Raw genomic sequence first — 21,351 nt, forward strand, 5'->3', positions numbered from 1 at the left:
ATCGCGCCTTACGAAGATTTGAGCGATCGCTTAAGCAATTCTTAGCGGCGCGATCGGTGCGTGGTTCCTAGACTTCCGCCTTCGAAATCCGAAGGCCAAAGAGGAACCCATGAAGATCGACCAGAAGGAAATGCACGAAGTGGCCGCCCTGTCGGCGCCGCGCCCGGACCTGTACCTGCCCATCCACAAGGCGCTGCGCGCGCTGATGGCCGACACGCTGCTGGCCGTGGGGCGCATGGACTGCGAGGACGACCTCGAGTTCGCCCAGGTGACCCAGCGCGTGGTCGAGCTGCTCGACTTCCTGCGCTCGCACCTGGCGCACGAGGACGCGTTCGTGCATCCCGCGATGGACGCGCGCGCGCCCGGCAGCGCGGCGCGCATCGCCGGTGAGCACGAGGATCACGAACGCCACATCGCCGAACTCGCGCAGGCCGTGGAGGCGCTGCGCGCGCAGCCGGTCGCCGCGCGCGCAGCCGCCGCGCTGACGCTGTACCGGGCGCTGGCCCTGTTCATCGCGGACAACTTCGAGCACATGCACGTCGAGGAAACCCAGCACAACGCCGTGCTGTGGGCAAACTACAGCGACGAGGAACTCGCGGGCATCCACGGCGCGCTGGTCGGCTCGATCCCGCCACAGGAGATGCTGTTCGCGATGCGCTGGATGGTGCCCTTCATGAGCCCCGCCGAGCGCGCTGTCATGCTGCAGGACATGCAAGCCCACGCGCCTGCGCCGGCGTTCCAGGCCGTGATCGCCACCGTGCGGCCGCACCTGACGCAGCGCGAGTGGGACAAGCTGGCGCAGGCGCTCGAACTCGAGTGACTCAGCCGGCGTCGACCAGGCTGACCGGCCGGGTCACCGCAAGCCGGAAGCGACCGCGCCCGGTCTTCTCGATGCGCAGGTCGGAGCCGAACTCCTCGAGCCGGCGGCGCAGCAGCACGAGCCGCGCTTCGAGGTTGTCGCCGACCTCGGGCAGGCCGAGCGCGGGATCGAGCCGCAGTTCGCGGTTGGTGAATTCGCAGCGCCCGGCGGCCTGTTCGCGCAACAGCTTCCACAGGATCGCACCGGCGACGCCCTTGATGAGGTACTGGTCGCCGACGAAGATGCTCTCGTTGGCGGCGAAGCGCCGCACCGCCAGCGGCGGTCCGGCAGCGGCACGGGCGGGCGTCGCGCTCGGTTCGCTCTCGCGAGCGTCACTCGCTTCCTGCGTGAGATCGATGACTGCGCCCAGCTGGCCGGCGATCGCGACCAGCGCGTCCTCGTCCTCGAAGCCGAAGCGCAGGTCCTCCGGGCTTTCGGCGAACAGCACGCCGAGCACGCGCCCACCCGAAACGAGCGGCACCGCGAGCTGGCTGTGCGGCTGCGCCAGGCCCGGGTACGGAATCTCCGGACCGCTCACCTCGAGGCTGGAGCGCATCGCCTGGCTGTAGCTCGCGGCATGCGTCATGTGCACGATGCGCACCGGCGTGCGCTCGCGCGCGGCGACACCGATCACGCCTTGCCCGACGCCGATCTCGGAGCCGACGCCCGAGGTCGCGTAGCCGGCGCTGGCCACCGTGTAGAGCCGCTGCGCGGCCGCGTCGAGCATCAGCACCATCGCGTGGGCGATGCCGAGGTCGTGCGTGAGCGTGGCCATCACGGTGTTGAGCGCTTCTTCCAGCGCGGTGCAGCGCGCCAGCCGCTCGCCGCAGCGGCGCACCGCGCCCAGCAGGCCGATGCGCGCGGGCGGCGCCGGCAGCGGTTCGCCGGCCACGGCCTCGATGCGCTCGACCTCGTACACGTCCGAGCCGAGCAGGCGGAACACGCCTTCCACGCCGGTGTGCGAGGCGATGCCCGCGAGCTGCGCCTTCATGCCCTCGAACAGCGGCCCTTCGGTTTCGGTGCGCCGGTAGTGCAGGTGCAGGCGCCACATCGCCATCGTGCGCGGGTCGATCATCAGGACGGCCGCGTACGGGTTGGCGAGCACGTTCTGCCGCGTCTTGTTGAAGAACTGGAACGAGAGCGCGACATGCTGCTCGTCGACGTAATACACCTGCGAGATCTGGGTCGCGTTGGGCGTGCCGTCGCCCGCGCAGGTGGCCATCACCGCGGGGATCGCGCCTTCGAAGCAGGCGCGGATGTCCGACAGCCGCGTCATGGCATCGCGCCCGCCACCAGCCGGCCGGCCTTCGGGCCCGGCGTCTGGTCGAACGCCTGCTCGGGCACGAAGCTCACCGCCACCAGCTCCTCCAGCTGCCACGCGAGCAACGCCCGCGTGACGCGCGGCGGATGCCCGACCTGCCCGATCTCGTGCTCCATCGCGGCGATATAGCGCTCGAGCACGGGCCGGTCCGCTTCGGTTGCCGGCCGGATGCTCGCGCCCGTGGCCTTGAATTGCACCGTGCGGTGGCTCGAGGGCTGGCTGAAGGTCGCGGCGATGCGTCCGCCCGCCTCGACGTCGCGCAGCAGCTGGCCGGCCTGCGAGCGCGCGAGGTACACGGTGACGGTGCCGGCGGCCGCGTCGATGGCGCTGCCCATCGCCCGCATCACGCTCGGCCGCAGCCGCTCGTCGCACGAGGCGACGTTGGCCGACACGCCGCGCGCGATCATCGCGACGAGGTCGGGGGCGAGTTGGGCCAGCGCACTCATGGTGCGCGAAATGCTAACTGTTCGGCCGCGTCCGGTACAGCTACGCGCTGTCTCCGGGCACCCACGGCCGGGCATCGGGATGCTCCTACAGAAAGGCGCCGCGGCCTGTCCCAAGATGGAATGGACGACCGAAGGTTGCAACCATGATGAAAGACACCCAGACGAATGAAACCACCGAGGACGGTGGCTGGACGGTAGCGGGCGTGCTCACGGACCTCGAAGGCGCGGTGCTCACCACCTTGCCCGGCGAAGCGGGCCTGGCCGGCACGATGGAACTGGATGACGTCCTGTGCCACGCGGCCAACGATGACCATGCGGAAGGAGTCATGTGATGAGCAAGAAGCAGGACTTCATCCGCAGCGAGCAAAGCCGCGACAAGCACCCCGAACGCGATTGGGTCGGCGGCGCGTCCACCGAGGAACTGCGCGGCGCGGCGAAATCGAACCGGGACCTCAACCCGCAGGACCGGCAGGCGCCGCATTCGGGCAAGTCCGCGAACGACCACAACAAGATGGGCGGGCAGGCGCCCACACAGCGCAACGAAGGCCGTCGCACGCCGCAAAGCCGCCACGACCGCATGGCCGAACGCGGTGGGGACAACCAGATGGCGCAGCGCAAGGGCGGCCCCGGTGCGGGCCGCGGCGGCGGCGGCGCGCGCTGACTCGCGCTGGCCGCGGACTATGATGCTTGCGTATGCAACGTGAGCATCCGCTGCGCCTTCCGTTTCCGGCATTTTCGAGCCTGACCGCCGCGCCGCTCGCGGCGGGCGGCTTGGTCGTCTTCTGGGCGGTGCTGATGGCCGCGATCCATCCGGCCCAGTTCGCCGACAGCATCGAGCAGTACAACTGGGCGCATTCGCTGGAATGGGGCTACTGGAAACACCCGCCGCTGTCCACGTGGATGATGCGCGGCGCGATCGCGCTCATCGGCGTGTCGCACTGGACCGCGCCCCTGCTGGCCGCGCTGTGCCTGCTGGTGTCGGTCGCGTTCATATGGCGCATCGCCTGCGCGATCCTGCCGCCGCGCGCCGCCGAGCTCGCCATCCTGCTGTGGCCCCTGCACCAGGCGCTGACCTTCCGCGCCGAGGTCTACAACCACAACACGGCGGTGGTGCTGTTCTCGTCGGCGATCGCCTGGACGGCGGTACGCGCTGCGGCGAGCGGCCGCACGCGGGACTGGCTGCTCGCGGGACTGGTCGCCGGACTGGGCCTGCTCGCCAAGTACCAGGCGCTGGTCACGGTGATGGGCGTGATCGTCACGCTGGGCATCACGGGCCGGCTGCGCTCGCCGGCCCTGCGCCGGCAGCTCTGGCTCGCGGCCGCCGTGGCGTTCATCGTGTTCCTGCCGCATTTCCTGTGGCTGGTGCACGAGGCGCTGCCCACGCTGGACTATGTGGAACACAGCGCACGGCACCTGCGCCCGTTCGCACGGCTGCCGGCGCTGTTCCGGTTCTTCTCCGTGCAGATGCTCATGGTGGCCGGCATGCTGCTCGTTGCCGCGGCCGCGGTGTTCTGGCCCGCGCGTCGGAACCCCGCCCCGGCGCGTGCAGAACCGGCTGACGACGCGGCGCGTGCCTGGTTGATCGGGCTGGCCGGTGTGCCTCTCGTGGTGGTCGCCTGTGCGGTGCTGGTGGCCGGGCTCACGCCGCAGAAGATGTGGGGACTGCAGACGTTGCAGTTCCTGCCGCTTTGGCTCGCCTGGCGCATCGCCCGCGCCCGGCCCGGACAGCCGCTCGTGGGCCGCGCGGCCGTCGCCGCGGCTGTCCTCACGGCCGCCAACGTCGGCTACGCGCTCGCGGAAGCCGAGGACCCCCAGATGCGCATGCACGTCCGTGCAGTCGACCGCCTGATGCCGGCCACCGAGCTCGCCCACGCCGCCATGGCCGATTGGCAGCGCTCGACGAACTGCCCCTTGCGCCTGCTCGAGGGTGGGTCCTTCGCTGCCGGCCTGGTGTCGGTGTACTCGGGCGCATACCCGCCCGTCCTCGAGGAGGGCGATTTCACGAAGACGCCGTGGGTCACGCCGCGCGAACTGCACGACCGGGGCGCGCTCGAGGTGCACGGGCCTGACGGCATGGAAGACATTCCGCAGGGCGCCTCGTTCATGGCGGTTCCGTCGTCGGCCAAGAACGCGAACGCCCCCTCCGCCATCTGGTGGCGGGTGATCCCGCCGGCGCGTCCTTGCTAGCCGCTCACGCCCGGAAGCGCTTGCGCGTGAGCGCGAGAGCGACCCAGAACGCCGCGACCGTGTAGGCCGCGAGCACCAGGCCGTGCCGCAGTGCATGGTCGGGCCAGCGGTCCATGAACATCGGCCGCACCAGTTCCACCGCGCTCGTGAGCGGCAGCCAGTCGGAGAACGTGCGCAGCGCCGCAGGCAACTGATCGCGCGGGAAGAACACGCCCGACAGGAACATCATCGGCGTGAGGAACAGCGTGAAGTAGTAGGTGAAGAAGTCGTAGCCCTTGGCCAATGCGTTGAAGATCAGCGCGATGCACGAGAAGGCGATACCGACGAACAGCAGCACCGGCCAGGCGGCGAACAGTTTCGGGCTGTGGCTGATGTTGAGGGCCAGCATCACGCCCAGGATCGCGGTGACGGTGAACAGCGCCTTGAACGCGGCCCACAGCATCTCGGCCAGCACGATGTTGTCCAGGTTCACGGGCGCGTTCATGATCCCGTCCCAGGTCTTCTGCACGTGCATGCGCGAAAACGCGGAATAGAGCGCCTCGAAGGAGGCCGCGTTCATCGCGCTCATGCAGATCGAGCCGCTCGCGAGAAACAGGATGTAGGGCACCGGCGCTCCGCCCATCTGCACCGTGCCGACCAGCGCGCCCATGCCGTAGCCGAAGGCCACCAGCCACATCAGCGGCTCGGCGATGTTGCCCACCAGGCTGGGGATCGCGAGCTTGCGCCACACCAGCAGGTTGCGCAGGAAAACCGGCCACCAGCGCGGCGACAGGTCGGGGAAGCGCCAGATGGAATTCATCCTTCCTCTCGGATCTGGCGGCCGGTGAGCTTGAGGAAGAGGTCTTCCAGGTTCGCCGGCCGATGCAAGGTGCGCAAGTGATGATGTTCGCCCAGAGCATCGAGCAGCGGCCTGGCGTCGTGCGTGTAGAAGAACACCGTCTCGCCGCTTTTCTCGATGCGCGAGGCGAGCGCCTTCATCGGTGAATCGACCAGCGCGAACGCGCCATTGCCGTACGCCTCCACCACGTCCGATTCGAGGTACTGCGCGATCAGGTCGCGCGGACGCCCTTCGGCGATCTTGCGCCCGTGGTCCAGCACGATGAGGCGCGAGCACAGCCGCTCGGCCTCGTCCATGAAATGCGTGGTCAGCAGGATCGATTTGCCCTGCTGCAGCAGCAGTTGCAGCCGCTCCCACATCAGGTGGCGCGCCTGCGGGTCCAGCCCCGTGGTCGGCTCGTCCAGCATCAACAGCTTCGGGTCGTTGACGAGCGCGCGGGCGAGGGAGAGGCGGCGTCGCATCCCGCCCGACAGTTCCATGGGCTTGGCATGGGCCTTGTGCGACAGCGCCGCGAATTCGAGCAGCTGCGGAATGCGTGCGCGGACCTGCGCATCCTTCATGCCGAAGTAGCGGCCATACACGAGCAGGTTCTCCGCCAGCGTGAAGTCCGGATCCAGCGAATCGAACTGGCTCACCACCCCCAGCTGCGCCTTGATCGCGAGCGCATCGCGCGGCATGACGAGGCCCAGCGCATCGATGTCGCCGGCGTCGGGCACCGTGAGGCCCAGGCACATGCGGATGGTCGTCGTCTTGCCCGCGCCGTTCGGGCCGATCACGCCCAGGCACTCGCCGCGCTCGATGTGGAACGACAGGTCGCGCACCACTTCCTGGCCGCCGTAGCGCTTGGTGAGGTGGCGGGCTTCGAAGAGGACGTCACTCATTGGCAGCGGCTATTGTCACTAGAATCCCGGCCCATGTCCCGCCTCGCCGCCCTGCCGCAATACCTCCTGCCCAAGCGGCTGCTGACGCAATTCGCGGGGAAGGTCGCGAACCTGCACGGCGGTGCGCTGACGCACGCGCTGATCCGCAACTTCATCGCGAAGTACAAGGTCGACATGAGCGAGGCGGCCGACCCGCGCGTCGAGAGCTACCCGACCTTCAACGAGTTCTTCACGCGGCCGCTGCGCGACGGCGTCCGCCCGATCGACAGCGCGCCCTTCGTGTGCCCGGTCGATGCGGCGATCAGCCAGTTCGGCCCGATCGAGCACGACCAGATTTTCCAGGCCAAGGGCCACAGCTATTCGACGCGCGCGCTGGTCGGCGGCGACGCGCGGCTCGCCGCCCTGTTCGACCATGGCCATTTCGCGACGCTGTACCTCGCGCCGCGCGACTACCACCGCATCCACATGCCCTGCGCCGGGCGCCTGAAGCGGATGATCTACGTGCCGGGCGACCTGTTCTCGGTGAACCCGCTCACCGCGCGCCATGTGCCGGGCCTGTTCGCGCGCAACGAACGCGTGGTGTGCGTGTTCGACACCGAGTTCGGTCCTTTCGTCAACGTGCTGGTCGGCGCGACCATCGTCGGCAGCATGGCCACCGTGTGGCACGGCGTCGTCAATCCGCCGCGCACGCGTGACATTCGCGAATGGACGTACGAGAACCAGGACATCCGCCTCGCGAAGGGCGCCGAGATGGGCCGTTTCCTGCTGGGCTCGACGGTGGTCATGCTGTTCCCGAGGAACGTGGTGAGCTTCCACCCGGACTGGTCGCCCAGCAAGCCCGTCAAGCTGGGCGAAGCCATGGCGACGTACGCGGGGGCCGAGAGTCCGGACTAGAAGGACTAGCGCGGCGCCGGCTGGCCGTAGGCCGCGCAGACCATCTTCGCCAGCGATTGCGCCGCCTCGTTCATCTGGTGCGGCGCGCGGTGCACGAGGCCGATGTCGCGGTGGAAGGTGTGCTCGCCCAGGCCGATCGCCCGCACCGAGGCCGGCCAGCGTTGCCCCCGTGTCTGCGGCAGCAGCGCGACGCCGACGCCCTTCGCGACCAGCGCCAGGATCGCTTCGAGTTCGTCCAGTTCGCAGACGTCGCGCGGCACGATGTGCGCCGACCGCAGGAACCGGTCGACCTGCCGGCCGCCGAACGAGCCGCGGTCGTAGCGGATGAACGGCTGGCTGGACAGGAGGGCCGCCCAGTCCTGGCCGCGCCACCCGCGCGGCACCACCAGCCGGAACGGCTCGTGCGCGAGCGTGGTCCAGCGCAGGTCGCCCTGCAGCGCGAACGGCGGCCGGATGATGAGCGCCATGTCGATCTCGCCGGCATCGACCAGGTCCTGCAGCTGCACGGACACGCCGGGCACCACGCGCGTGCGGCAGTCGGGCAGCTGACGGTGGAACTTCGCGAGCACGGCGGGCAGCACCGCGCGCTGCACCGACGCGATCGCGCCCAGCGTGACGAGCGGCACGGCCGGGCGGCCGCCGCGGCGCGAACCCAGCGCCTCGACCAGGCGCACGATCTCCTCGGCGCGCGCGAGCGTCTGGTGGCCCATCGGGTTCAGGCGCGCCGCGCGGCCCGTGCGGTCGAACAGCGTAAAGCCCAGTTCCGCTTCGAGCCGCTGCATCTGCGCGCTCACCGCCGCCTGCGTGAGGCCGATCTTCCCGCCCGCGGCCGCGAAGGTGCCCTCGCGTGCCACGGCCATGAGGGTCTTCAGTTCGCGGATCATTGAACAATAAAAATCGATGCTCGATTCAAATATACATTGATTTTTCTTTTGCACCGGTGCGCGTAGCATCGTGGCCATGCAAGCCCCCACGACCAACCCCGCCCCGCTCTCGCCCTTCCACCTGGCCTTCCCGGTCCACGACCTCGCGGCCGCACGCCGCTTCTACGGGGAGCTGCTCGGCTGCCCCGAAGGCCGCTCCAGCGACGAATGGGTCGACTTCAATTTCTACGGCCACCAGATCGTGGCGCACCTGGCGCCCGGCGAAACGGGCGAAGCGCGCAAGAGCGCGGTGGATGGCCACGGCGTGCCGGTGCGCCACTTCGGCATCGTGCTGCCGATGGCGGACTGGCAAGCCCTCGCCCGGCGGCTGCAGGGCAAGGTGGAGTTCGTGATCGAGCCCTACGTGCGCTTCCAGGGCCTGCCCGGCGAGCAGGCGACGATGTTCTTCCTCGATCCGAGCGGCAACGCCATCGAGATCAAGGCCTTCCAGGACATCGGCAAGCTGTTCGCGAAGCAGTAAGGGCTACTGGAACGCGACCTCGTCGAAGGCGCGCAACTTGCGCGAATGCAGCCGCTGGCTGCCTTCGGCCCTCAGGATCTCGATCGCGCGCATGCCGATGCGCAGGTGCTGGTCCACGCGCTGGCGGTAGAACTCGTTGGCCATGCCGGGCAGCTTGATCTCGCCGTGCAGCGGCTTGTCGCTGACGCACAGCAGGGTGCCGTAGGGCACGCGGAAGCGGAAGCCGTTGGCGGCGATGGTGGCGCTTTCCATGTCCAGCGCGACGGCGCGGCTCTGGCTGAAACGGCGCTGCGGCTCGTTGCCGGGCAGCAGCTCCCAGTTGCGGTTGTCGGTGCTGGCCACCGTGCCCGTGCGCATGACGCGCTTCAGGTCCGCGCCCTGGTAGCCGGTGACATCGGCCACGGCCTTCTCCAGCGCCAGCTGGATTTCCGCCAGGGCCGGGATCGGCACCCACACGGGCAGTTCCTCGTCGAGCACGTGGTCCTCGCGCACGTAGGCATGCGCCAGCACGTAGTCGCCCAGTTGCTGGCTCGATCGGAGGCCGGCGCAGTGGCCGAGCATCATCCACGCATGCGGGCGCAGCACGGCGATGTGGTCGGTGATCGTCTTGGCGTTGGCGGGACCGACGCCGATGTTGACCATCGAGATCCCGCCGTGGCCCGGACGGATCAGGTGGTAGCCGGGCATCTGCGGCAGCCGCGGCGGCACGGCGCCGGATTCATCGCCTTCCTGCGCGCCCAATCCGCGCCGGCGCGTGACCACGTTGCCCGGTTCGACGAACGCGACGTATTCGCTCGCCGGGTTGGCCATCTCCTCGTGCCCCAGGCGCACGAACTCGTCGATGTAGAACTGGTAGTTCGTGAACAGCACGAAGTTCTGGAACCAGTCGGGCGCGGTGCCGGTGTAGTGGCGCAGGCGGTGCAGCGAGTAGTCCACGCGCGGCGCGGTGAACAGGGCCAGCGGCTGCGGATCGCCCGGCGTGTGGCGCCAGGTGCCGTTGGCGATGCCGTCGTCCATGTTGTGCAGGTCGGGCAGATCGAACACGTCGCGCATCAGCGCGCGCCGCTCGGGCGGCACCGTGCCCTCGATGTAATCGCCTTCGGCGAAGGAGAAGTGCACGGGGATCGGTTGCGTGCTCGTGCCCACTTCCAGCTCGACGCCATGGTTCTGCTGCAGCAGCCGGAACTGCTCCAGGTAGTAGTTCGCGTACAGGTCGGGCCGCGTCAGCGTGGTCTCGAAGCGCCCCGCCCCCGAAACGAAGCCATAGGACAGGCCCGAGTTCTCCAACGCGTTCTGCCGCAGCAGCGATTCGGTATGGATGCGCACGAAGGGGTAGCAGGCGCGCACATGGCCGGGCAGGTTTTCGCCGGCGATGAAGCGTTGCATGGCTTCGCGCAGGTGATTGATCTGCTGGCTGTAGATGGTGCGCACCTGCGCCAGCGCGCTTTCCGGGTCGCCGTGGCGGGATGGCGCAATGAAAGGCGGCATGAAGGGCATGCGGCCTATTGTGCCTACGCGCGCTCCCGCATCGATGCCGCAGCCCGTCCGGGAATGCGTCCTACAGGGTGTAACGAAGGCACCTGACGTTACAAATCCCGCCCCTCGGCCACAGTAGTTGCACCGCCTTCCGACGAACCACAAACAACAGGAGCTTCAACGAATGACAACTGCAACTGTGGCCGCCAATCCCTTTGCGCTGATGACGGACCCGGGCGCGGTACGCGAAACCGTCGAACGTTCCGAGGCGCTGCGGCGCCTGTCGCAGCGGCAATGCCATCCCCTCGACCGTGCGGTGATCCGCAGCGCGAGCGCGGAGCTCGCGGCCTACGACGCGAAGATCGACCGCACCACGGTGTACCTGCCGCCCGAGGAGGAAAAGACCGCCGCGGTGACTCGCGAGTACGCGAAGACGATCAATTGAGCTGACGCAAGCCCCAAGGCCGAACGCCCGCATCCTGCGGGCGTTTTGTCGTGGGCGACATGCGCGGGGTGGCCGGCGCGATCGGCTGCGCATGGCGCTGCGCCGGTGGCACCAGCGGCTGCGCGCGCGCGAGCTCGGACGGGTTCACCCGCATCCAGTGCTGCTGCACGGGACGGGCGCGCTGGAAATCCTCGACGCCCATCGCCGTCACGGCGTCGGAGCGCAGGAAACGAGGCAGGCCCGTGTTGTAGCCGCGGCTGTCGGTCACGACGTAGCGGTTCGCATTGCGCACGTACGCGGGGTTCGCCGGGAAGATCGGCCGCCACACTTCGCCCGGCGCGAGCGGGTACCAGGCAACGAGGTTGAAGCCCTCGCCGCCGACGAAGCCGACCAGCGCGGGCGCGTACACCGGCCGCGGGCCGAGCGGGCCCGGCACCCAGCACCAGCGCGTGCCGACCATCGCCCAGCGCCCGTAATGGGACGGCGCGAAGCCCCAGGGCGCATCGTCGATCCAGGTCCAGCCCCAGGGCGCGATCCGCTCCCAATGGCCGTAGCGGTACGGCGCCCAGTCGGCGGCCGCGACCTGCGGGTACCACACGTGACCGAGGACCGGGTCCTGCGACCAGGTGCCGTAGCGATCGAGCTCGTGGTAGCCCACGACGTCGCGCGGCAGGTGGCGCGCGGCGATCGACTGGTCTTCGGCGCGATTGCGCTCGCCCGCCCAGCGATCGAGGCCTTCGTCGCCGACCGGCGGCAGGTTCTGCATCGTCGCCAGCTCGCGTCCGGTGAACGCGAGCGCCTGCCCCGCCGCCAGTGCCCGCACGCCGCCGCCCGCACCCCACACCACGGCCGCGCCGCTGCGCAGCGCGATGCGCGTGAAGCCGCCTTGCGGGTCGACGTCGATGCGCCACTCGCCCGGCTGCGTCGCGCGGAACGCGAGGTGGGGCGTGTCGATCTCGAAGATGTCGTCGCCCTGCAGCTCGTGCACGCGCGCATTGGCGCTGCCCTCGTTCAGCTGCACTTGCACGACGTCGCTGTCGATCGCCAGGACCTCGACGAACGTGCGGCTGTCCATGTGCAGCACTGACGGGCCGAAGTGCACTTCGGCGCGCGCGCCGTCGTCGGTCCACACGCGGTCGCCGCGCGCGAGCGGCCGGTTGCGCGCGGCTTCGCTCCATTCGGTTTCCGACGCGGGCGCCACGGCGACGGAGCCTTCGAACGCCGTGAGCGCCCCGACGCGCGGCGGCGGGTCGGGCGCCATCGGCTGCTGCGCGAAGGTGATCGTCCCCGCGAACGCGCAGGCGATCGTGAGCCATCGGACAAAGGCGGACAGGGCTGTCACGGCGCGCCTTTTCTGTAATCCGGTGTAAGAGGCGCGGCTCAGCTCGTGCGCCCCGGCGTGAGGATCGGGATCCCGCGTTGCCAGACTTCGGGCTCCGCCGGCTGCGGCCGGCGCAGGTCCGGACGCGGGCGCGGCGTCACCTTGATCTTCTGCTGCTCTTCCCACGCCTGCTGGTCGCGCCTGAACTGCTCGGCGAGCGCCTGCTGCTGCCGCTGCCACGCTTCGCGTTGCGCCCGCTGCTGCGCGAGCCCCTGCGCATCGCGCTCGGCCGCGCGCCGTGCCTGCTCGACCTGCTGCGCATGCAGTTGTCGCCGCATCTGCTCGTCCTTCTTCGCGGCGGCAAGCGCGGTAGCCTGCCGCTTCTGCGCCGTCTTCTTCTGCGCCAGCCTTTGCTGCAGGCGGGCCGTCTTCAGCTGCTCGGCGCGCCGCGCCTGCTCTGCCACGCGCAGCTTCTCTGCACTGCGCTTCTGCTCGGCAAGCTTCTGCTGCCGCTCGCGCCGGGCCGCGTCGGCGCGGGCCTGCTGCTCGCGTTGCGCCTGCTGCTGTTGCACCGCGGCGCCGCTGCCGGTCGCGGCCCGGACCTCGGGCGCGGGCGCAGGCGCAGGCGCAGGCGCAGGCGCAGGCGCGGGTGCCGGTGCCGCCGCCGGTGCGCTGGCCCGGGCCATCATCGTTGCCCTGCGTTCGGGCATCGGCGGCGGCGCGACCACCTGCGCATTGGTCAATGCGTTCGCCGCCACGCGCAGCCCGCTGCCCTGGGCGGACCTGCCGCGATGGAAATCCTCCAGCGCGACCGCCGTCAGGGCCTCGGGCCTGCGCTGGTAGGCGTAGTCGCCCTCCTTCTTCGGCGGCATGTTGGCGTTGAGGCTGCTGATGTACAGCGGCGTCGCACGGTAGGCAGGCTGCCAGGCCTCGCCCGGCGCGAGCGGGAACCACGCCACCGCAGGCTTGCCGCCGACCGCCAGGGGCGCCTCGCCGCCGCCGACGAAGGCGACCAGCGCGGGCGCATAGATCGGGCGCAGGCCCATGCGGCCCGGCACCCAGGCCCAGCGCGTGCCCATGCGCGCCCAGCGGCCATAGTGCGACGTGACGAAGGCCCACGGCGCCTCGTCGATCCAGGTCCAGCCCCAGGGGTCCATCCATTCCCAGTGGCCGTGGCGATAGGGCGCCCAGTCGGCCGCCTGTCCCTGCGGAAACCACACCGGGCCCCACTTCGCGTCCTGCCGCCATTCACCGCTCGCGTCGAGCAGCTGGTAGCCGACCACGTCGCGCGGGACGTAGCGCGCCGCGACCGACTGGTCCTCGCGCCGGTTGCGTTCGGCCGCCCAACGATCGAAGTTGTCCTGCGGCGGCTGCTCCTGGACGTTCACCTTCTCCAGCGCGCGGCCCTTGAACGTGACCTGCTGGCCGCCGCCGAGCGTCAGCGCCTGGCCCTTTTCGCCGTACACCGCGCCCGTGCCCGAGAGAATGGTGACGCGCGTGACGCCGCGCTGCCCGTCGACGTCGATGCGGTAATCGCCCGGGTAGGCGGCGCGGTAGGCGAGCTGGGGCGTGTCGATCTCGAAGTTCTCGCCCTCGGGCAGGTTGCGCACGCGCACGTACACCGTGCCCTGCGTGACGCTCAGCTGCGTCGCCTGGTCATCCAGGGCGAGCACCGCCAGCTGCGTGCGTCCATCCATCCGCACCACCGATGATCCGGCCTGGATTTCGGCCCGCACGCCCTTGTCGGTCCACAACTTGTCGCCGGGCACAAGCGGACGGTTGAGCTCGGCGTCGCCCCATTCGTTGTCGCCCGCCGGCGCGGACGCGACGTTGCCTTCGGTGTAATTCAGGCGCGCGACGCGGCCCGGCGGATCCGGTTGCGCCATCGCCACCACGCCGGGCCCGCCCAGCGCGACCATGACGAACAGCAGGCGGATGCAGGCAAGCAATGAACAGCGCGGGCGCATGGCGGTCGACTCTCTCTTGCAAGTAGAACGCCTGAGCTCCTGCGAAAACGGATAACGGGAAGTAAAGCGCGGCGCGTGCTCCCCGGTTTTTTGTAAAGCGCTGTAATGGGCGCGCCGCGGGCGTGATGGATTCCTCGATGCCGCGTGCCTCAGCGAAATGCCGTGAGGTCGGCCCGGATCCAGTCGATGAAGGCGCGCGTGCGCGCCGGCAGCAGTCGCGCATGCGGGTACACGGCCTGGATCGGCCGCGGTGGACGCTCGAACTTCTCGAGCACGATCTTCAGCCGCTTCGCCGCGACGAACGGCGTCACCTGGTAGGCGAAGAACATGCCGAAGCCCGCGCCATCGGCACACGCCTGCACTGCGGGCAGCACGTGGTTGAACTCCAGGTTGCCCGACACCGGCACCCGGAAGGCCCGGCCCTTCTCCTGGAACTCGCCGAAACCCGCCGGCCCGCCGACGTTGCGGATGCAGTTGAATTTCAGCAGGTCGCGAGGATGACGCGGGGTGCCGTGCTCGCGCAGGTAGTCGGGATGCGCAACCACCACGCGCCGCATGCGGCCGATCGGCAGCGCGACCAGCGACGAGTCCTCCAGGTGGCCGATGCGGATGCCCACGTCGATGCCTTCATCGATCAGGTTCACCACGCGGTCGAGCAGAAGCACGGTGCAGCGGATCTGCGGATGCCCGTGCAGGAAGCGCGTGACCGACGGCGCGACATGCATCTGGCCGAACAGCACCGGCGCCGTGATCGTGAGGTGCCCCGCCGCGTCGCGCGCGCCGGCGGCCAGCTGCGCCTCCGATTCCTCCACCGCGGCCAGCACCTGGCGGCAGCTGGCGAGGTGCTGCTTGCCATCCTCGGTCAGGGTGATGCGGCGCGTCGTGCGGTTGAACAGGCGCACGCCCAGCTCGGCCTCGTAGCCCGCGAGCGAGCGCACCACGGCCGGCAGCGACAAGCCGAGCTCGCGCGCCGCGCGCGTCAGGCTGCCCTCGTCCGCGATCCGCACGAAGTTCTGCATCGCCTTGAACTTGTCCATGGGTCCCTTCCGGATTACTGCGCATTTTGCAGTAGTTCACTGCAGGGGGCGCCATTTATTCCACGCCCCTGCGCGCCCAGAATCGCGGCACGTTCACGGAGACCACGATGATCACGTTGCACCGCATGGCCTTGTCCGGCCACTGCCACCGCGTCGAACTGTTCCTGTCGCTGCTCGGGCTGGAGTGGGGGCTGGTCGACGTCGACATGCGCAGCGGCGAGCACAAGAAGCCCGCGTTCCTCGCGTTGAACCCGTTCGGCCAGGTGCCCGTGCTGCAGGACGGCGATGTCACGATCGCGGATTCGAATGCCATCCTGGTCTACCTCGAAGCGAAGTACGCGCCGGGCCGGTGGCTGCCGCGCGATCCCGTGGGTGCGGCGCAGGTGCAGCGCTGGCTGTCGGTGGCGGCCGGCCCGCTCGCCTTCGGCCCCGCGGCGGCGCGCGTCGTCGTGCTGTTCGGGCGCGGCGACGACTGCACGCCCATGATCACGCGCGCCCACCAGCTGCTGCAGGTGATGGACGCCGAGCTCGCATCGCGGCCCTGGTTGGCCGGCCGCGAGCCGACCCTCGCGGACATCGCGAACTACGCCTATGTCGCGCACGCACCGGAAGGCAACGTCTCGCTCGAGCCGTATGCCCACGTGCGCGCCTGGTTGGCGCGCGTGGAGGCCTTGCCGCGGTTCGTGCCGATGGCCCGGTCGAAGGTCGGCCTGGCCGCGGCCGCCTGAGGAGCCGCAGTGGGCGCATTCCACGAAGGCGAACAGGCGCTGCAGGCGCAAACCGGCGTGCGCGAACGCTTCGCGGCGACGGGTGCGGCGTTCCTGCGCGACTTCATGCCCGAGCAGCATCGCGAGTTCTTTCCATTGCTGCCGTTCCTGCTGGCGGGCAGCGTCGATGCGCAGGGCCAGCCCAGCGCCTCCGTGCTCGCGGGGCCGCCGGGTTTCGCGCACTCGCCCGATCCGCGCCTGCTCGAGGTGCGGGCCTGGCCGCTGGGGAACGATCCGCTCGCGGCGGCCTTGCGCGCCGGCGCGCCGATCGGGCTGCTGGGGATCCAGCCGCACACGCGCCGCCGCAACCGCCTCAACGGTCATGTCGTCGAAGCGGACGGCACGATGTTCCGCCTGCGCGTGGACCAGAGTTTCGGCAACTGCCCGAAATACATCCAGGCGCGCGAGCCACGGTTCACCGGCCCGACGAGCGAGCGGCCGCGTGTCGCGCGCATGAACGCGCTGGACGAAGCGGCGCAGCGGCTGGTGCGCGGCGCCGATACCCTGTTCATCGCGTCGGCCCATCCGCGCGTGCTGGAAAGCAGCGCGCCGGAACACGGCATCGATGTATCGCACCGCGGCGGCAAGCCCGGCTTCGTGCGCGTCGACGATGGCGGCGCCGTGCTGACGCTGCCGGACTTCACGGGCAATTCCTACTTCAACACGCTCGGCAACCTGCTGATCCAGCCGCGCTGCGGCCTGCTCTTCATCGACCACGACAGCGGCGGCACGCTGCAGGTCACCGCGCGGGCCCGCATCGTCACCGATGGCGAGGAGCTCGCCTCGTTCCGCGGCGCCTTGCGGCTGGTGCGCCTGGAAGTCACGGGCGCGCTGTGGACGCCGTCCGCGCTGCCGCTGCGCTGGGGACCGGTCGAGCTGTCGCCGGTGCTGGGGGCCACGGGCAGCTGGTAGGTCCGCGCATGTGCGCGGATATCATCCGCGCATGACGACGAGCCCGTCCTGGCAGCAACGCGTCGACCATGCGGGCCGGGCGCCGCTGCGCTGGCTCGCCGGCTGGTGGCGCATCCTGTTCTTCGGCGCGTCGCTGGTCGTGCTGGCGCTCACGCCTTCGAGCTACACGCGCGAGACGCGCGACGCGCTCGTGCACCACGTGTACGTGGACACGGCGCCCATCCTGTGGTGGTTCACGACCCTGTGCGCGCTGCTCACGCTGATCATCACGCGCATCGTGGTGGTGACGGCCATCAGCTACGGCCTGTCGCAGTACGCGCTGGAGATGGTGATCCGCGTGCTGGTGCTGGAACTGATCCCGCTGACGGCCGCCCTGTTCGTCGCCCTGCGCTGCACGATCCCGAACGGCGCGGCGCTGGCGGCAATGCGGCGCAGCGGCGACTTCGACGCGCTGGCCCGCGCCGGACGCGACCCGGTGGTGACGCAGGCGCTGCCGCGCGCGGCGGCGGGCGTCTACGCGACCATCACGCTGGCGGCTTTGAGCTGCGTCGTCGCGCTGGTGCTCGCCTACCTGGCGCTGTACGGCTTCTCGCTGGCGGGCCTCGCCGCGTACACGCGCGTGTTCGGGCATGTCTTCAATCCGGCCGTCTCGCTGATCTTCGTGCTCAAGACGCTCTTCTTCAGCCTCGCCGTGGCGATCATCCCGATGGCCTCGGGCCTGTACGACCTCGAAGCGCACGCCTCCCGCGAAAGCGCGGCGTTGCAAGGCCTGGTGCGCATGTTCGCGGTGCTGCTGGTGCTGGAGGCCGCGTCGCTCGCCGGCAATTACTACTGACATGACGGACCCGGTTTCCCCCCTCACCAACTCCGAGCCCACACCGGCGCACCCGGTTCGCCATCTCGAGCGGAAGGCGGCGGCGCTGCTGCTCTTCACCGCCTTGCTGGTCGCCGGCTCGGTGCTGTACCTGCTCTACGCGCGCGGACTGTTCGAGGCGAAGCAGCAGGTGGTGCTGCTGGCCGACGACGCCGAGGGCGTGACCGTCGGGATGGACATGACGTTCTCGGGTTTCCCGATCGGGCGCGTGCGGCGCGTCGAGCTGGCCGAGTCCGGCAACGTCAGGATCGTCATCGACGTGCCGACGAAGGACGCGCACTGGCTGCGCACGTCGAGCGTCTTCACGCTGGTGCGCGGGCTGGTGGGCGGCACGACGATCAAGGCCTTCACCGGCCTGCCGACCGACCCGCCCCTGCCCGACGGCGCCGAGCGCCCGGTGCTGCGCGGCGATGCGACCGCGGAATTGCCGCAGGTGCTCTCGGCCGCGAAGGACGTGCTGAGCAACGTGGCCACCATCACCGCGGCCGAAGGCGAACTGCGCACCACGCTCGCCAACCTGCGCGAGGTGAGCGAGCGCCTGAAGGGCCCGCGTGGCGTGCTGGGCGCGGCCTTCGGCAACGAGGCCGATGCGCAGAAGCTCGTCGCCGCGCTCGATCGCGCGAACTCCCTGCTGGCGCGCCTGGACGGCATGACCGCGAAAGCCGACACCCAGGTGTTCGGCCCCGACGGCGTGATGAAGGAAGCGCGCGCAACCGTCGGCCAGTTGAACCAGCTGCTCGCCGAAACGCGCGCGAGCCTGAAGAAGGTCGACGCGGTGCTGGTCGAGGCGCAAGGCGTGGGCGCCAACGTGCGCGGCGCGACCAACGACCTGTCGCGCCTGCGCGCGGACGTGGACGCGAACCTGCACAAGATCGAAGGCATGATCGACCAGCTCAATCGCAAGTGGCCGTTCTCGCGCGAAACGGAGGTGAAGGTCCCATGAAGCCGAGCCTTGCCTTGATCTCGATGCTGGTGGCCCTGGCCGGCTGCGGCAACACGCCGCCCGCGCCCGACTGGCAGGCCAACGCCCACGGTGACCTGCAGCGCTTCACCGCGTCCTACCTCAAGGGCGAAGCGCGCGCCGACAGCGAATTCGAGCAGGCCCGCAACGAACTCGCCAGCACCGGGCGCGCCGAGCTGGTCGCACGCGCGGAACTCACGCGCTGCGCCGTCGCCGTGGCCAGCCTGGTGCTGGACCCGTGTACCGGGTTCGAGCGCCTGCGCGCCGATGCGCCGCCCGCCGAACGCGCGTACGCCGAGTACATCGCCGGGCGCGTCACGCCGGCCGACGTGGCGCTGTTGCCCGAGCAGCATCGGGCGGTTGCCGGCGGCCGCGAAGATGCAGGCGCGTTGCAGGCGATCGGCGACCCGGTCGCGCGACTCGTCGCCGCGGGGGTGATGTTCCGCACCGGTCGCGCCTCGCCCGAGGTGATGCAGGTCGCCGTCGACACGGCCTCCGGGCAAGGCTGGCGCCGGCCCCTGCTCGCGTGGCTGGGCGTGCAGGCGCAACGCGCCGAGCGCGCCGGTGCGCGCGAGGAGGCGGAGCGCATCCGGCGGCGGATGGCGCTCGTGACGCAAGGACGTTAGCCGCCTTGCCGGCCAGCGACATCCCCGCCCGGCTGGATCGCCTGCCCTGGTCGCGCTGGCACTGGCGCGTGGTCTTCGCGCTGGGGATCGCGTGGGTGCTCGACGGCCTGGAAGTCACACTCGTCGGATCGGTGGGCAGCGTGCTGGAGCGGCCCGACACGCTGGCGCTCACCGCCGCGCAGGTCGGCGGGGCCGGGTCGCTCTACGTCGCCGGCGCGGTGCTCGGGGCGCTGGTGTTCGGGCGGCTTGCCGACCAGCTCGGGCGCAAGCGCCTGTTCCTCATCACGCTGGTCGTCTACATGCTGGCCACGATGGCGACAGGCTTCAGTACGGGGTTCGCGAGCTTCGCCCTGTGCCGCTTCGCGACCGGCATCGGCATCGGCGGCGAATACGCGGCGATCAATTCGGCGATCGACGAGCTGATTCCCGCGCGCGTGCGCGGACGCGTGAACCTCGCGATCAATGGCAGCTTCTGGATCGGCGCGGCGCTGGGTGCGAGCCTCAGCCTCGTGCTGCTCGACGAGCGGGTGCTCGGTCCGCGGCAGGGCTGGCGCGCGGGCTTCCTGCTGGGGGCGGCGCTGGCCGTGGCGATCCTGCTCGTGCGGCGCCATGTGCCCGAGAGTCCGCGCTGGTTGCTGGCGCATGGCCGCGCGGCGGAAGCCGAGCGGATCGTCGCGGGTATCGAAGCGCAGGTGCGCGCGCGGCCCGGGCCCACCACCCTGCCGCCGGCCGGGCACGCCCGGGTGGCGTCGACGCGCGTGCGCTCGCCGGGCCTGCGCGAGGTGGCGCACGTGCTGGCGCGCCGGTATCGACGGCGCAGCGCGGTGGTGCTGGCACTCATGGTGTCGCAGGCGTTCTTCTACAACGCGATCTTCTTCACCTATGCCCTGGTGCTCACGCGCTTCTTCGACATCGATGCGGCGCGCGTCGGCCTCTTCATCCTCCCGTTCGCGGCCGGCAACGTGCTCGGCCCGCTGGTGCTCGGGCCGCTGTTCGATCGCGTGGGCCGGCGAGTGATGATCGCGGCCACCTATGCGCTGTCCGGCATCGCCCTCGCAGCCACCGGCTTCGCGTTCCTGCACGAACTGCTGGACGCGACGATGATGACGCTCGCCTGGTCCGCCGTGTTCTTCCTCGCATCGGCCGCGGCGAGCTCGGCCTACCTCACCGTGAGCGAGGTGTTCCCGCTGGAGATGCGCGCGGTGGCCATCTCGATCTTCTACGCCGTCGGCACGGCCATCGGCGGCTTCGCGGCGCCGGCACTGTTCGGCGAGTTGATCGCGACCGGCAGCCGGGCCCACGTGTTCGCCGGCTACGGCTTCGGCGCGGCGCTCGTGGTCGCGGCCGCCGTGGTCGCGTGGCGCTGGGGGGTGGACGCGGAACGCAGGCCGCTGGAGGAGATCGCACCGCCGCTGGAGAATGCGGCATGACGCCTGATTTCGCGAACTACTGCTCGGAGCTGCTGTCGGCCGTGGGCGAGGTCCAGGGCAAGCGCATGTTCGGCGGCCATGGCCTGTACATCGACGGCGTGTTCGTCGCGATCATCGCCGGCGACACGCTCTACCTGAAGGCGGACGAGCAGACGCAATCGCGCTTCATGGACGCAGGCAGCCGCCGCTTCGAATACACCGCTCGCGGCGAGCGGCACACGACGAGTTACTGGAGCGTGCCGCCGGAGGCGATGGACTCGCCGCAGCTGATGGCACCCTGGGCGCGGCTGGCGCTGGAAGCGGCGCTGCGCGCCCGTGCCAGGCCCGCGCGCCGTCGCAGGCGTTGATTCAGGGACGCGAGGCGTCCATCGCGAGCGCCCACTGGCCCCAGGCTTCGTCGGTGCGGGCGCGGGCCCGCATCCATTGCCGGAACTCTTCCGACGACGTGGCTTCGCGCTTGCGCCCGCTGGCTTCGAGCTGGTCGTGCACGGAATCGAACCGGCGTTCCGCTTCGGCTTCGAATGCCTGCGCTTGCAGGGCTTCAGCCTCCGCCGAAGCCGCAGTGTGTTGCGTTGTCATGTCGATCCCTTCGGTCAATGCCACGCCCGGAAAGATCAGCAAGAAGGGAATTCGCAGGAAGACCGGAAAAGCGATGGTCTTGGGGACGTGTTCCGGTGCATGGTAACCCATGCGGTCAGGCGGCCC

24 protein-coding genes are annotated in these 21,351 nt (G+C 70.0%); 14 read left to right on the plus strand and 10 right to left on the minus strand.

Translation table 11 applies throughout. The features are described from left to right. The first annotated feature begins 109 nt into the window (after positions 1-109). Positions 110-820, plus strand: coding sequence for a hemerythrin domain-containing protein (locus AC3EF3_RS17510; RefSeq protein ID WP_488533424.1), 711 nt, complete (start codon positions 110-112; stop codon positions 818-820). A 1-nt stretch (position 821) separates the two neighbouring features. Here AC3EF3_RS17510 and AC3EF3_RS17515 read toward each other — a convergent pair whose 3' ends face one another. Together AC3EF3_RS17515 and AC3EF3_RS17520 are read right to left on the minus strand one after the other, a co-directional pair. Then, a complete protein-coding gene (locus AC3EF3_RS17515; protein ID WP_488533425.1) occupies positions 822-2,135 on the minus strand; it encodes a GAF domain-containing protein in 1,314 nt (437 codons plus the stop codon). Next, positions 2,132-2,626, minus strand: coding sequence for a pyridoxamine 5'-phosphate oxidase family protein (locus AC3EF3_RS17520; RefSeq protein WP_488533426.1), 495 nt, complete (start codon positions 2,624-2,626; stop codon positions 2,132-2,134). Before AC3EF3_RS17520 ends, AC3EF3_RS17515 begins: the two co-directional genes overlap by 4 nt. A 143-nt stretch (positions 2,627-2,769) precedes the next feature. Between AC3EF3_RS17520 and AC3EF3_RS17525 the strand changes: the two genes are divergently transcribed. From AC3EF3_RS17525 to AC3EF3_RS17535, 3 genes are read left to right on the plus strand one after another with little or no spacing between them, the layout of a single operon-like run. After that, the gene (locus AC3EF3_RS17525; RefSeq protein ID WP_488533427.1) at positions 2,770-2,958 is read left to right on the plus strand and encodes a hypothetical protein; all 189 of its coding nucleotides are present in this window, start codon (positions 2,770-2,772) and stop codon (positions 2,956-2,958) included. Continuing rightward, complete coding sequence (locus AC3EF3_RS17530; RefSeq protein WP_488533428.1) at positions 2,958-3,287, plus strand: hypothetical protein; 330 nt, start codon at positions 2,958-2,960, stop codon at positions 3,285-3,287. Before AC3EF3_RS17525 ends, AC3EF3_RS17530 begins: the two co-directional genes overlap by 1 nt. Before the next feature lie 32 nt (positions 3,288-3,319). Then, a complete protein-coding gene (locus AC3EF3_RS17535; protein ID WP_488533429.1) occupies positions 3,320-4,813 on the plus strand; it encodes a glycosyltransferase family 39 protein in 1,494 nt (497 codons plus the stop codon). Between the two features lie 4 nt (positions 4,814-4,817). Here the strand turns inward: AC3EF3_RS17535 and AC3EF3_RS17540 are convergent, their stop codons facing one another. Further along, entirely contained in the window at positions 4,818-5,612 is a 795-nt protein-coding gene (locus AC3EF3_RS17540) for an ABC transporter permease (protein ID WP_488533430.1), read from the minus strand. Further along, on the minus strand, positions 5,609-6,532 hold the full coding sequence (locus AC3EF3_RS17545; RefSeq protein WP_488533431.1) for an ATP-binding cassette domain-containing protein: 924 nt from the start codon (positions 6,530-6,532) through the stop codon (positions 5,609-5,611). The genes AC3EF3_RS17540 and AC3EF3_RS17545 overlap by 4 nt, the downstream gene beginning before the upstream one ends. A 33-nt stretch (positions 6,533-6,565) precedes the next feature. Between AC3EF3_RS17545 and asd the strand changes: the two genes are divergently transcribed. Continuing rightward, the gene (asd, locus tag AC3EF3_RS17550; protein WP_488533432.1) at positions 6,566-7,426 is read left to right on the plus strand and encodes an archaetidylserine decarboxylase; all 861 of its coding nucleotides are present in this window, start codon (positions 6,566-6,568) and stop codon (positions 7,424-7,426) included. Positions 7,427-7,431: 5 nt separating this feature from the next. Here asd and AC3EF3_RS17555 read toward each other — a convergent pair whose 3' ends face one another. After that, entirely contained in the window at positions 7,432-8,310 is an 879-nt protein-coding gene (locus AC3EF3_RS17555) for a LysR family transcriptional regulator (protein WP_488533433.1), read from the minus strand. A gap of 76 nt (positions 8,311-8,386) precedes the next feature. Here AC3EF3_RS17555 and AC3EF3_RS17560 point away from each other — a divergent pair, with 76 nt between their 5' ends. Next, positions 8,387-8,830, plus strand: coding sequence for a VOC family protein (locus AC3EF3_RS17560; RefSeq protein ID WP_488533434.1), 444 nt, complete (start codon positions 8,387-8,389; stop codon positions 8,828-8,830). Positions 8,831-8,833: 3 nt separating this feature from the next. Here AC3EF3_RS17560 and AC3EF3_RS17565 read toward each other — a convergent pair whose 3' ends face one another. Next, positions 8,834-10,327, minus strand: coding sequence for an AMP nucleosidase (locus AC3EF3_RS17565; RefSeq protein WP_488533435.1), 1,494 nt, complete (start codon positions 10,325-10,327; stop codon positions 8,834-8,836). A 163-nt stretch (positions 10,328-10,490) separates the two neighbouring features. Between AC3EF3_RS17565 and AC3EF3_RS17570 the strand changes: the two genes are divergently transcribed. Then, a complete protein-coding gene (locus AC3EF3_RS17570; protein WP_488533436.1) occupies positions 10,491-10,751 on the plus strand; it encodes a hypothetical protein in 261 nt (86 codons plus the stop codon). Here AC3EF3_RS17570 and AC3EF3_RS17575 read toward each other — a convergent pair. The 3 genes from AC3EF3_RS17575 to AC3EF3_RS17585 form a co-directional block, all read right to left on the minus strand. Beyond that, positions 10,744-12,093, minus strand: coding sequence for a DUF6600 domain-containing protein (locus AC3EF3_RS17575; RefSeq protein ID WP_488533437.1), 1,350 nt, complete (start codon positions 12,091-12,093; stop codon positions 10,744-10,746). The two genes, AC3EF3_RS17570 and AC3EF3_RS17575, sit on opposite strands and share 8 nt — an antisense overlap. Positions 12,094-12,131: 38 nt before the next feature. Beyond that, positions 12,132-14,039, minus strand: a complete 1,908-nt coding sequence (locus AC3EF3_RS17580) for a DUF6600 domain-containing protein (protein ID WP_488533438.1) — start codon at positions 14,037-14,039, stop codon at positions 12,132-12,134. A 149-nt stretch (positions 14,040-14,188) separates the two neighbouring features. Next, positions 14,189-15,076 (minus strand): LysR family transcriptional regulator, encoded by an 888-nt coding sequence (locus AC3EF3_RS17585; protein ID WP_488533439.1) that lies wholly within the window; start codon positions 15,074-15,076, stop codon positions 14,189-14,191. 107 nt (positions 15,077-15,183) lie between these two features. Here AC3EF3_RS17585 and AC3EF3_RS17590 point away from each other — a divergent pair, with 107 nt between their 5' ends. Genes AC3EF3_RS17590 through AC3EF3_RS17620 form a run of 7 tightly spaced genes read left to right on the plus strand, consistent with a single transcriptional unit; the run spans position 15,184 to position 20,993 of the window. Next, positions 15,184-15,804 carry a glutathione S-transferase family protein gene (locus tag AC3EF3_RS17590; RefSeq protein ID WP_488533440.1) on the plus strand — a complete coding sequence of 207 codons (621 nt, stop codon included), beginning with the start codon at positions 15,184-15,186 and terminating at the stop codon, positions 15,802-15,804. A 9-nt stretch (positions 15,805-15,813) separates the two neighbouring features. After that, positions 15,814-16,755 carry a flavin-nucleotide-binding protein gene (locus tag AC3EF3_RS17595; protein WP_488533441.1) on the plus strand — a complete coding sequence of 314 codons (942 nt, stop codon included), beginning with the start codon at positions 15,814-15,816 and terminating at the stop codon, positions 16,753-16,755. Positions 16,756-16,786: 31 nt separating this feature from the next. Beyond that, positions 16,787-17,590: an MlaE family ABC transporter permease gene (locus AC3EF3_RS17600; RefSeq protein ID WP_488533442.1), complete on the plus strand. Its 804-nt coding sequence runs from the start codon at positions 16,787-16,789 to the stop codon at positions 17,588-17,590. 1 nt (position 17,591) lies between these two features. Then, complete coding sequence (locus tag AC3EF3_RS17605) at positions 17,592-18,572, plus strand: MlaD family protein (RefSeq protein WP_488533443.1); 981 nt, start codon at positions 17,592-17,594, stop codon at positions 18,570-18,572. Beyond that, positions 18,569-19,216 carry a hypothetical protein gene (locus AC3EF3_RS17610; protein ID WP_488533444.1) on the plus strand — a complete coding sequence of 216 codons (648 nt, stop codon included), beginning with the start codon at positions 18,569-18,571 and terminating at the stop codon, positions 19,214-19,216. Before AC3EF3_RS17605 ends, AC3EF3_RS17610 begins: the two co-directional genes overlap by 4 nt. Positions 19,217-19,221: 5 nt before the next feature. Beyond that, positions 19,222-20,646 carry an MFS transporter gene (locus AC3EF3_RS17615; protein WP_488533445.1) on the plus strand — a complete coding sequence of 475 codons (1,425 nt, stop codon included), beginning with the start codon at positions 19,222-19,224 and terminating at the stop codon, positions 20,644-20,646. After that, positions 20,643-20,993 (plus strand): TfoX/Sxy family protein, encoded by a 351-nt coding sequence (locus AC3EF3_RS17620; protein WP_488533446.1) that lies wholly within the window; start codon positions 20,643-20,645, stop codon positions 20,991-20,993. Before AC3EF3_RS17615 ends, AC3EF3_RS17620 begins: the two co-directional genes overlap by 4 nt. Before the next feature lies 1 nt (position 20,994). Here AC3EF3_RS17620 and AC3EF3_RS17625 read toward each other — a convergent pair whose 3' ends face one another. Then, positions 20,995-21,336: a hypothetical protein gene (locus AC3EF3_RS17625; RefSeq protein WP_488533447.1), complete on the minus strand. Its 342-nt coding sequence runs from the start codon at positions 21,334-21,336 to the stop codon at positions 20,995-20,997. Positions 21,337-21,351: the final 15 nt, after the last annotated feature.

This window comes from Ramlibacter sp. GS1-15, assembly GCF_057785015.1.

What these genes read in the sequence shown, in the direction of transcription:
- AC3EF3_RS17535 (WP_488533429.1), top strand. Translation starts at nt 3,320, where the DNA reads ATGCAACGTGAGCATCCGCTGCGCCTTCCGTTTCCGGCATTTTCGAGC.
- AC3EF3_RS17530 (WP_488533428.1), top strand. Translation starts at nt 2,958, where the DNA reads ATGAGCAAGAAGCAGGACTTCATCCGCAGCGAGCAAAGCCGCGACAAG.
- AC3EF3_RS17610 (WP_488533444.1), top strand. Translation starts at nt 18,569, where the DNA reads ATGAAGCCGAGCCTTGCCTTGATCTCGATGCTGGTGGCCCTGGCCGGC.
- AC3EF3_RS17605 (WP_488533443.1), top strand. Translation starts at nt 17,592, where the DNA reads ATGACGGACCCGGTTTCCCCCCTCACCAACTCCGAGCCCACACCGGCG.
- AC3EF3_RS17515 (WP_488533425.1), bottom strand. Translation starts at nt 2,135, where the DNA reads ATGACGCGGCTGTCGGACATCCGCGCCTGCTTCGAAGGCGCGATCCCC.
- AC3EF3_RS17540 (WP_488533430.1), bottom strand. Translation starts at nt 5,612, where the DNA reads ATGAATTCCATCTGGCGCTTCCCCGACCTGTCGCCGCGCTGGTGGCCG.
- AC3EF3_RS17510 (WP_488533424.1), top strand. Translation starts at nt 110, where the DNA reads ATGAAGATCGACCAGAAGGAAATGCACGAAGTGGCCGCCCTGTCGGCG.
- AC3EF3_RS17580 (WP_488533438.1), bottom strand. Translation starts at nt 14,039, where the DNA reads ATGCGCCCGCGCTGTTCATTGCTTGCCTGCATCCGCCTGCTGTTCGTC.
- AC3EF3_RS17585 (WP_488533439.1), bottom strand. Translation starts at nt 15,076, where the DNA reads ATGGACAAGTTCAAGGCGATGCAGAACTTCGTGCGGATCGCGGACGAG.
- AC3EF3_RS17570 (WP_488533436.1), top strand. Translation starts at nt 10,491, where the DNA reads ATGACAACTGCAACTGTGGCCGCCAATCCCTTTGCGCTGATGACGGAC.
- AC3EF3_RS17560 (WP_488533434.1), top strand. Translation starts at nt 8,387, where the DNA reads ATGCAAGCCCCCACGACCAACCCCGCCCCGCTCTCGCCCTTCCACCTG.
- AC3EF3_RS17620 (WP_488533446.1), top strand. Translation starts at nt 20,643, where the DNA reads ATGACGCCTGATTTCGCGAACTACTGCTCGGAGCTGCTGTCGGCCGTG.
- AC3EF3_RS17625 (WP_488533447.1), bottom strand. Translation starts at nt 21,336, where the DNA reads ATGGGTTACCATGCACCGGAACACGTCCCCAAGACCATCGCTTTTCCG.
- AC3EF3_RS17525 (WP_488533427.1), top strand. Translation starts at nt 2,770, where the DNA reads ATGATGAAAGACACCCAGACGAATGAAACCACCGAGGACGGTGGCTGG.
- AC3EF3_RS17600 (WP_488533442.1), top strand. Translation starts at nt 16,787, where the DNA reads ATGACGACGAGCCCGTCCTGGCAGCAACGCGTCGACCATGCGGGCCGG.
- AC3EF3_RS17545 (WP_488533431.1), bottom strand. Translation starts at nt 6,532, where the DNA reads ATGAGTGACGTCCTCTTCGAAGCCCGCCACCTCACCAAGCGCTACGGC.
- AC3EF3_RS17565 (WP_488533435.1), bottom strand. Translation starts at nt 10,327, where the DNA reads ATGCCCTTCATGCCGCCTTTCATTGCGCCATCCCGCCACGGCGACCCG.
- AC3EF3_RS17520 (WP_488533426.1), bottom strand. Translation starts at nt 2,626, where the DNA reads ATGAGTGCGCTGGCCCAACTCGCCCCCGACCTCGTCGCGATGATCGCG.
- AC3EF3_RS17590 (WP_488533440.1), top strand. Translation starts at nt 15,184, where the DNA reads ATGATCACGTTGCACCGCATGGCCTTGTCCGGCCACTGCCACCGCGTC.
- asd (WP_488533432.1), top strand. Translation starts at nt 6,566, where the DNA reads ATGTCCCGCCTCGCCGCCCTGCCGCAATACCTCCTGCCCAAGCGGCTG.
- AC3EF3_RS17555 (WP_488533433.1), bottom strand. Translation starts at nt 8,310, where the DNA reads ATGATCCGCGAACTGAAGACCCTCATGGCCGTGGCACGCGAGGGCACC.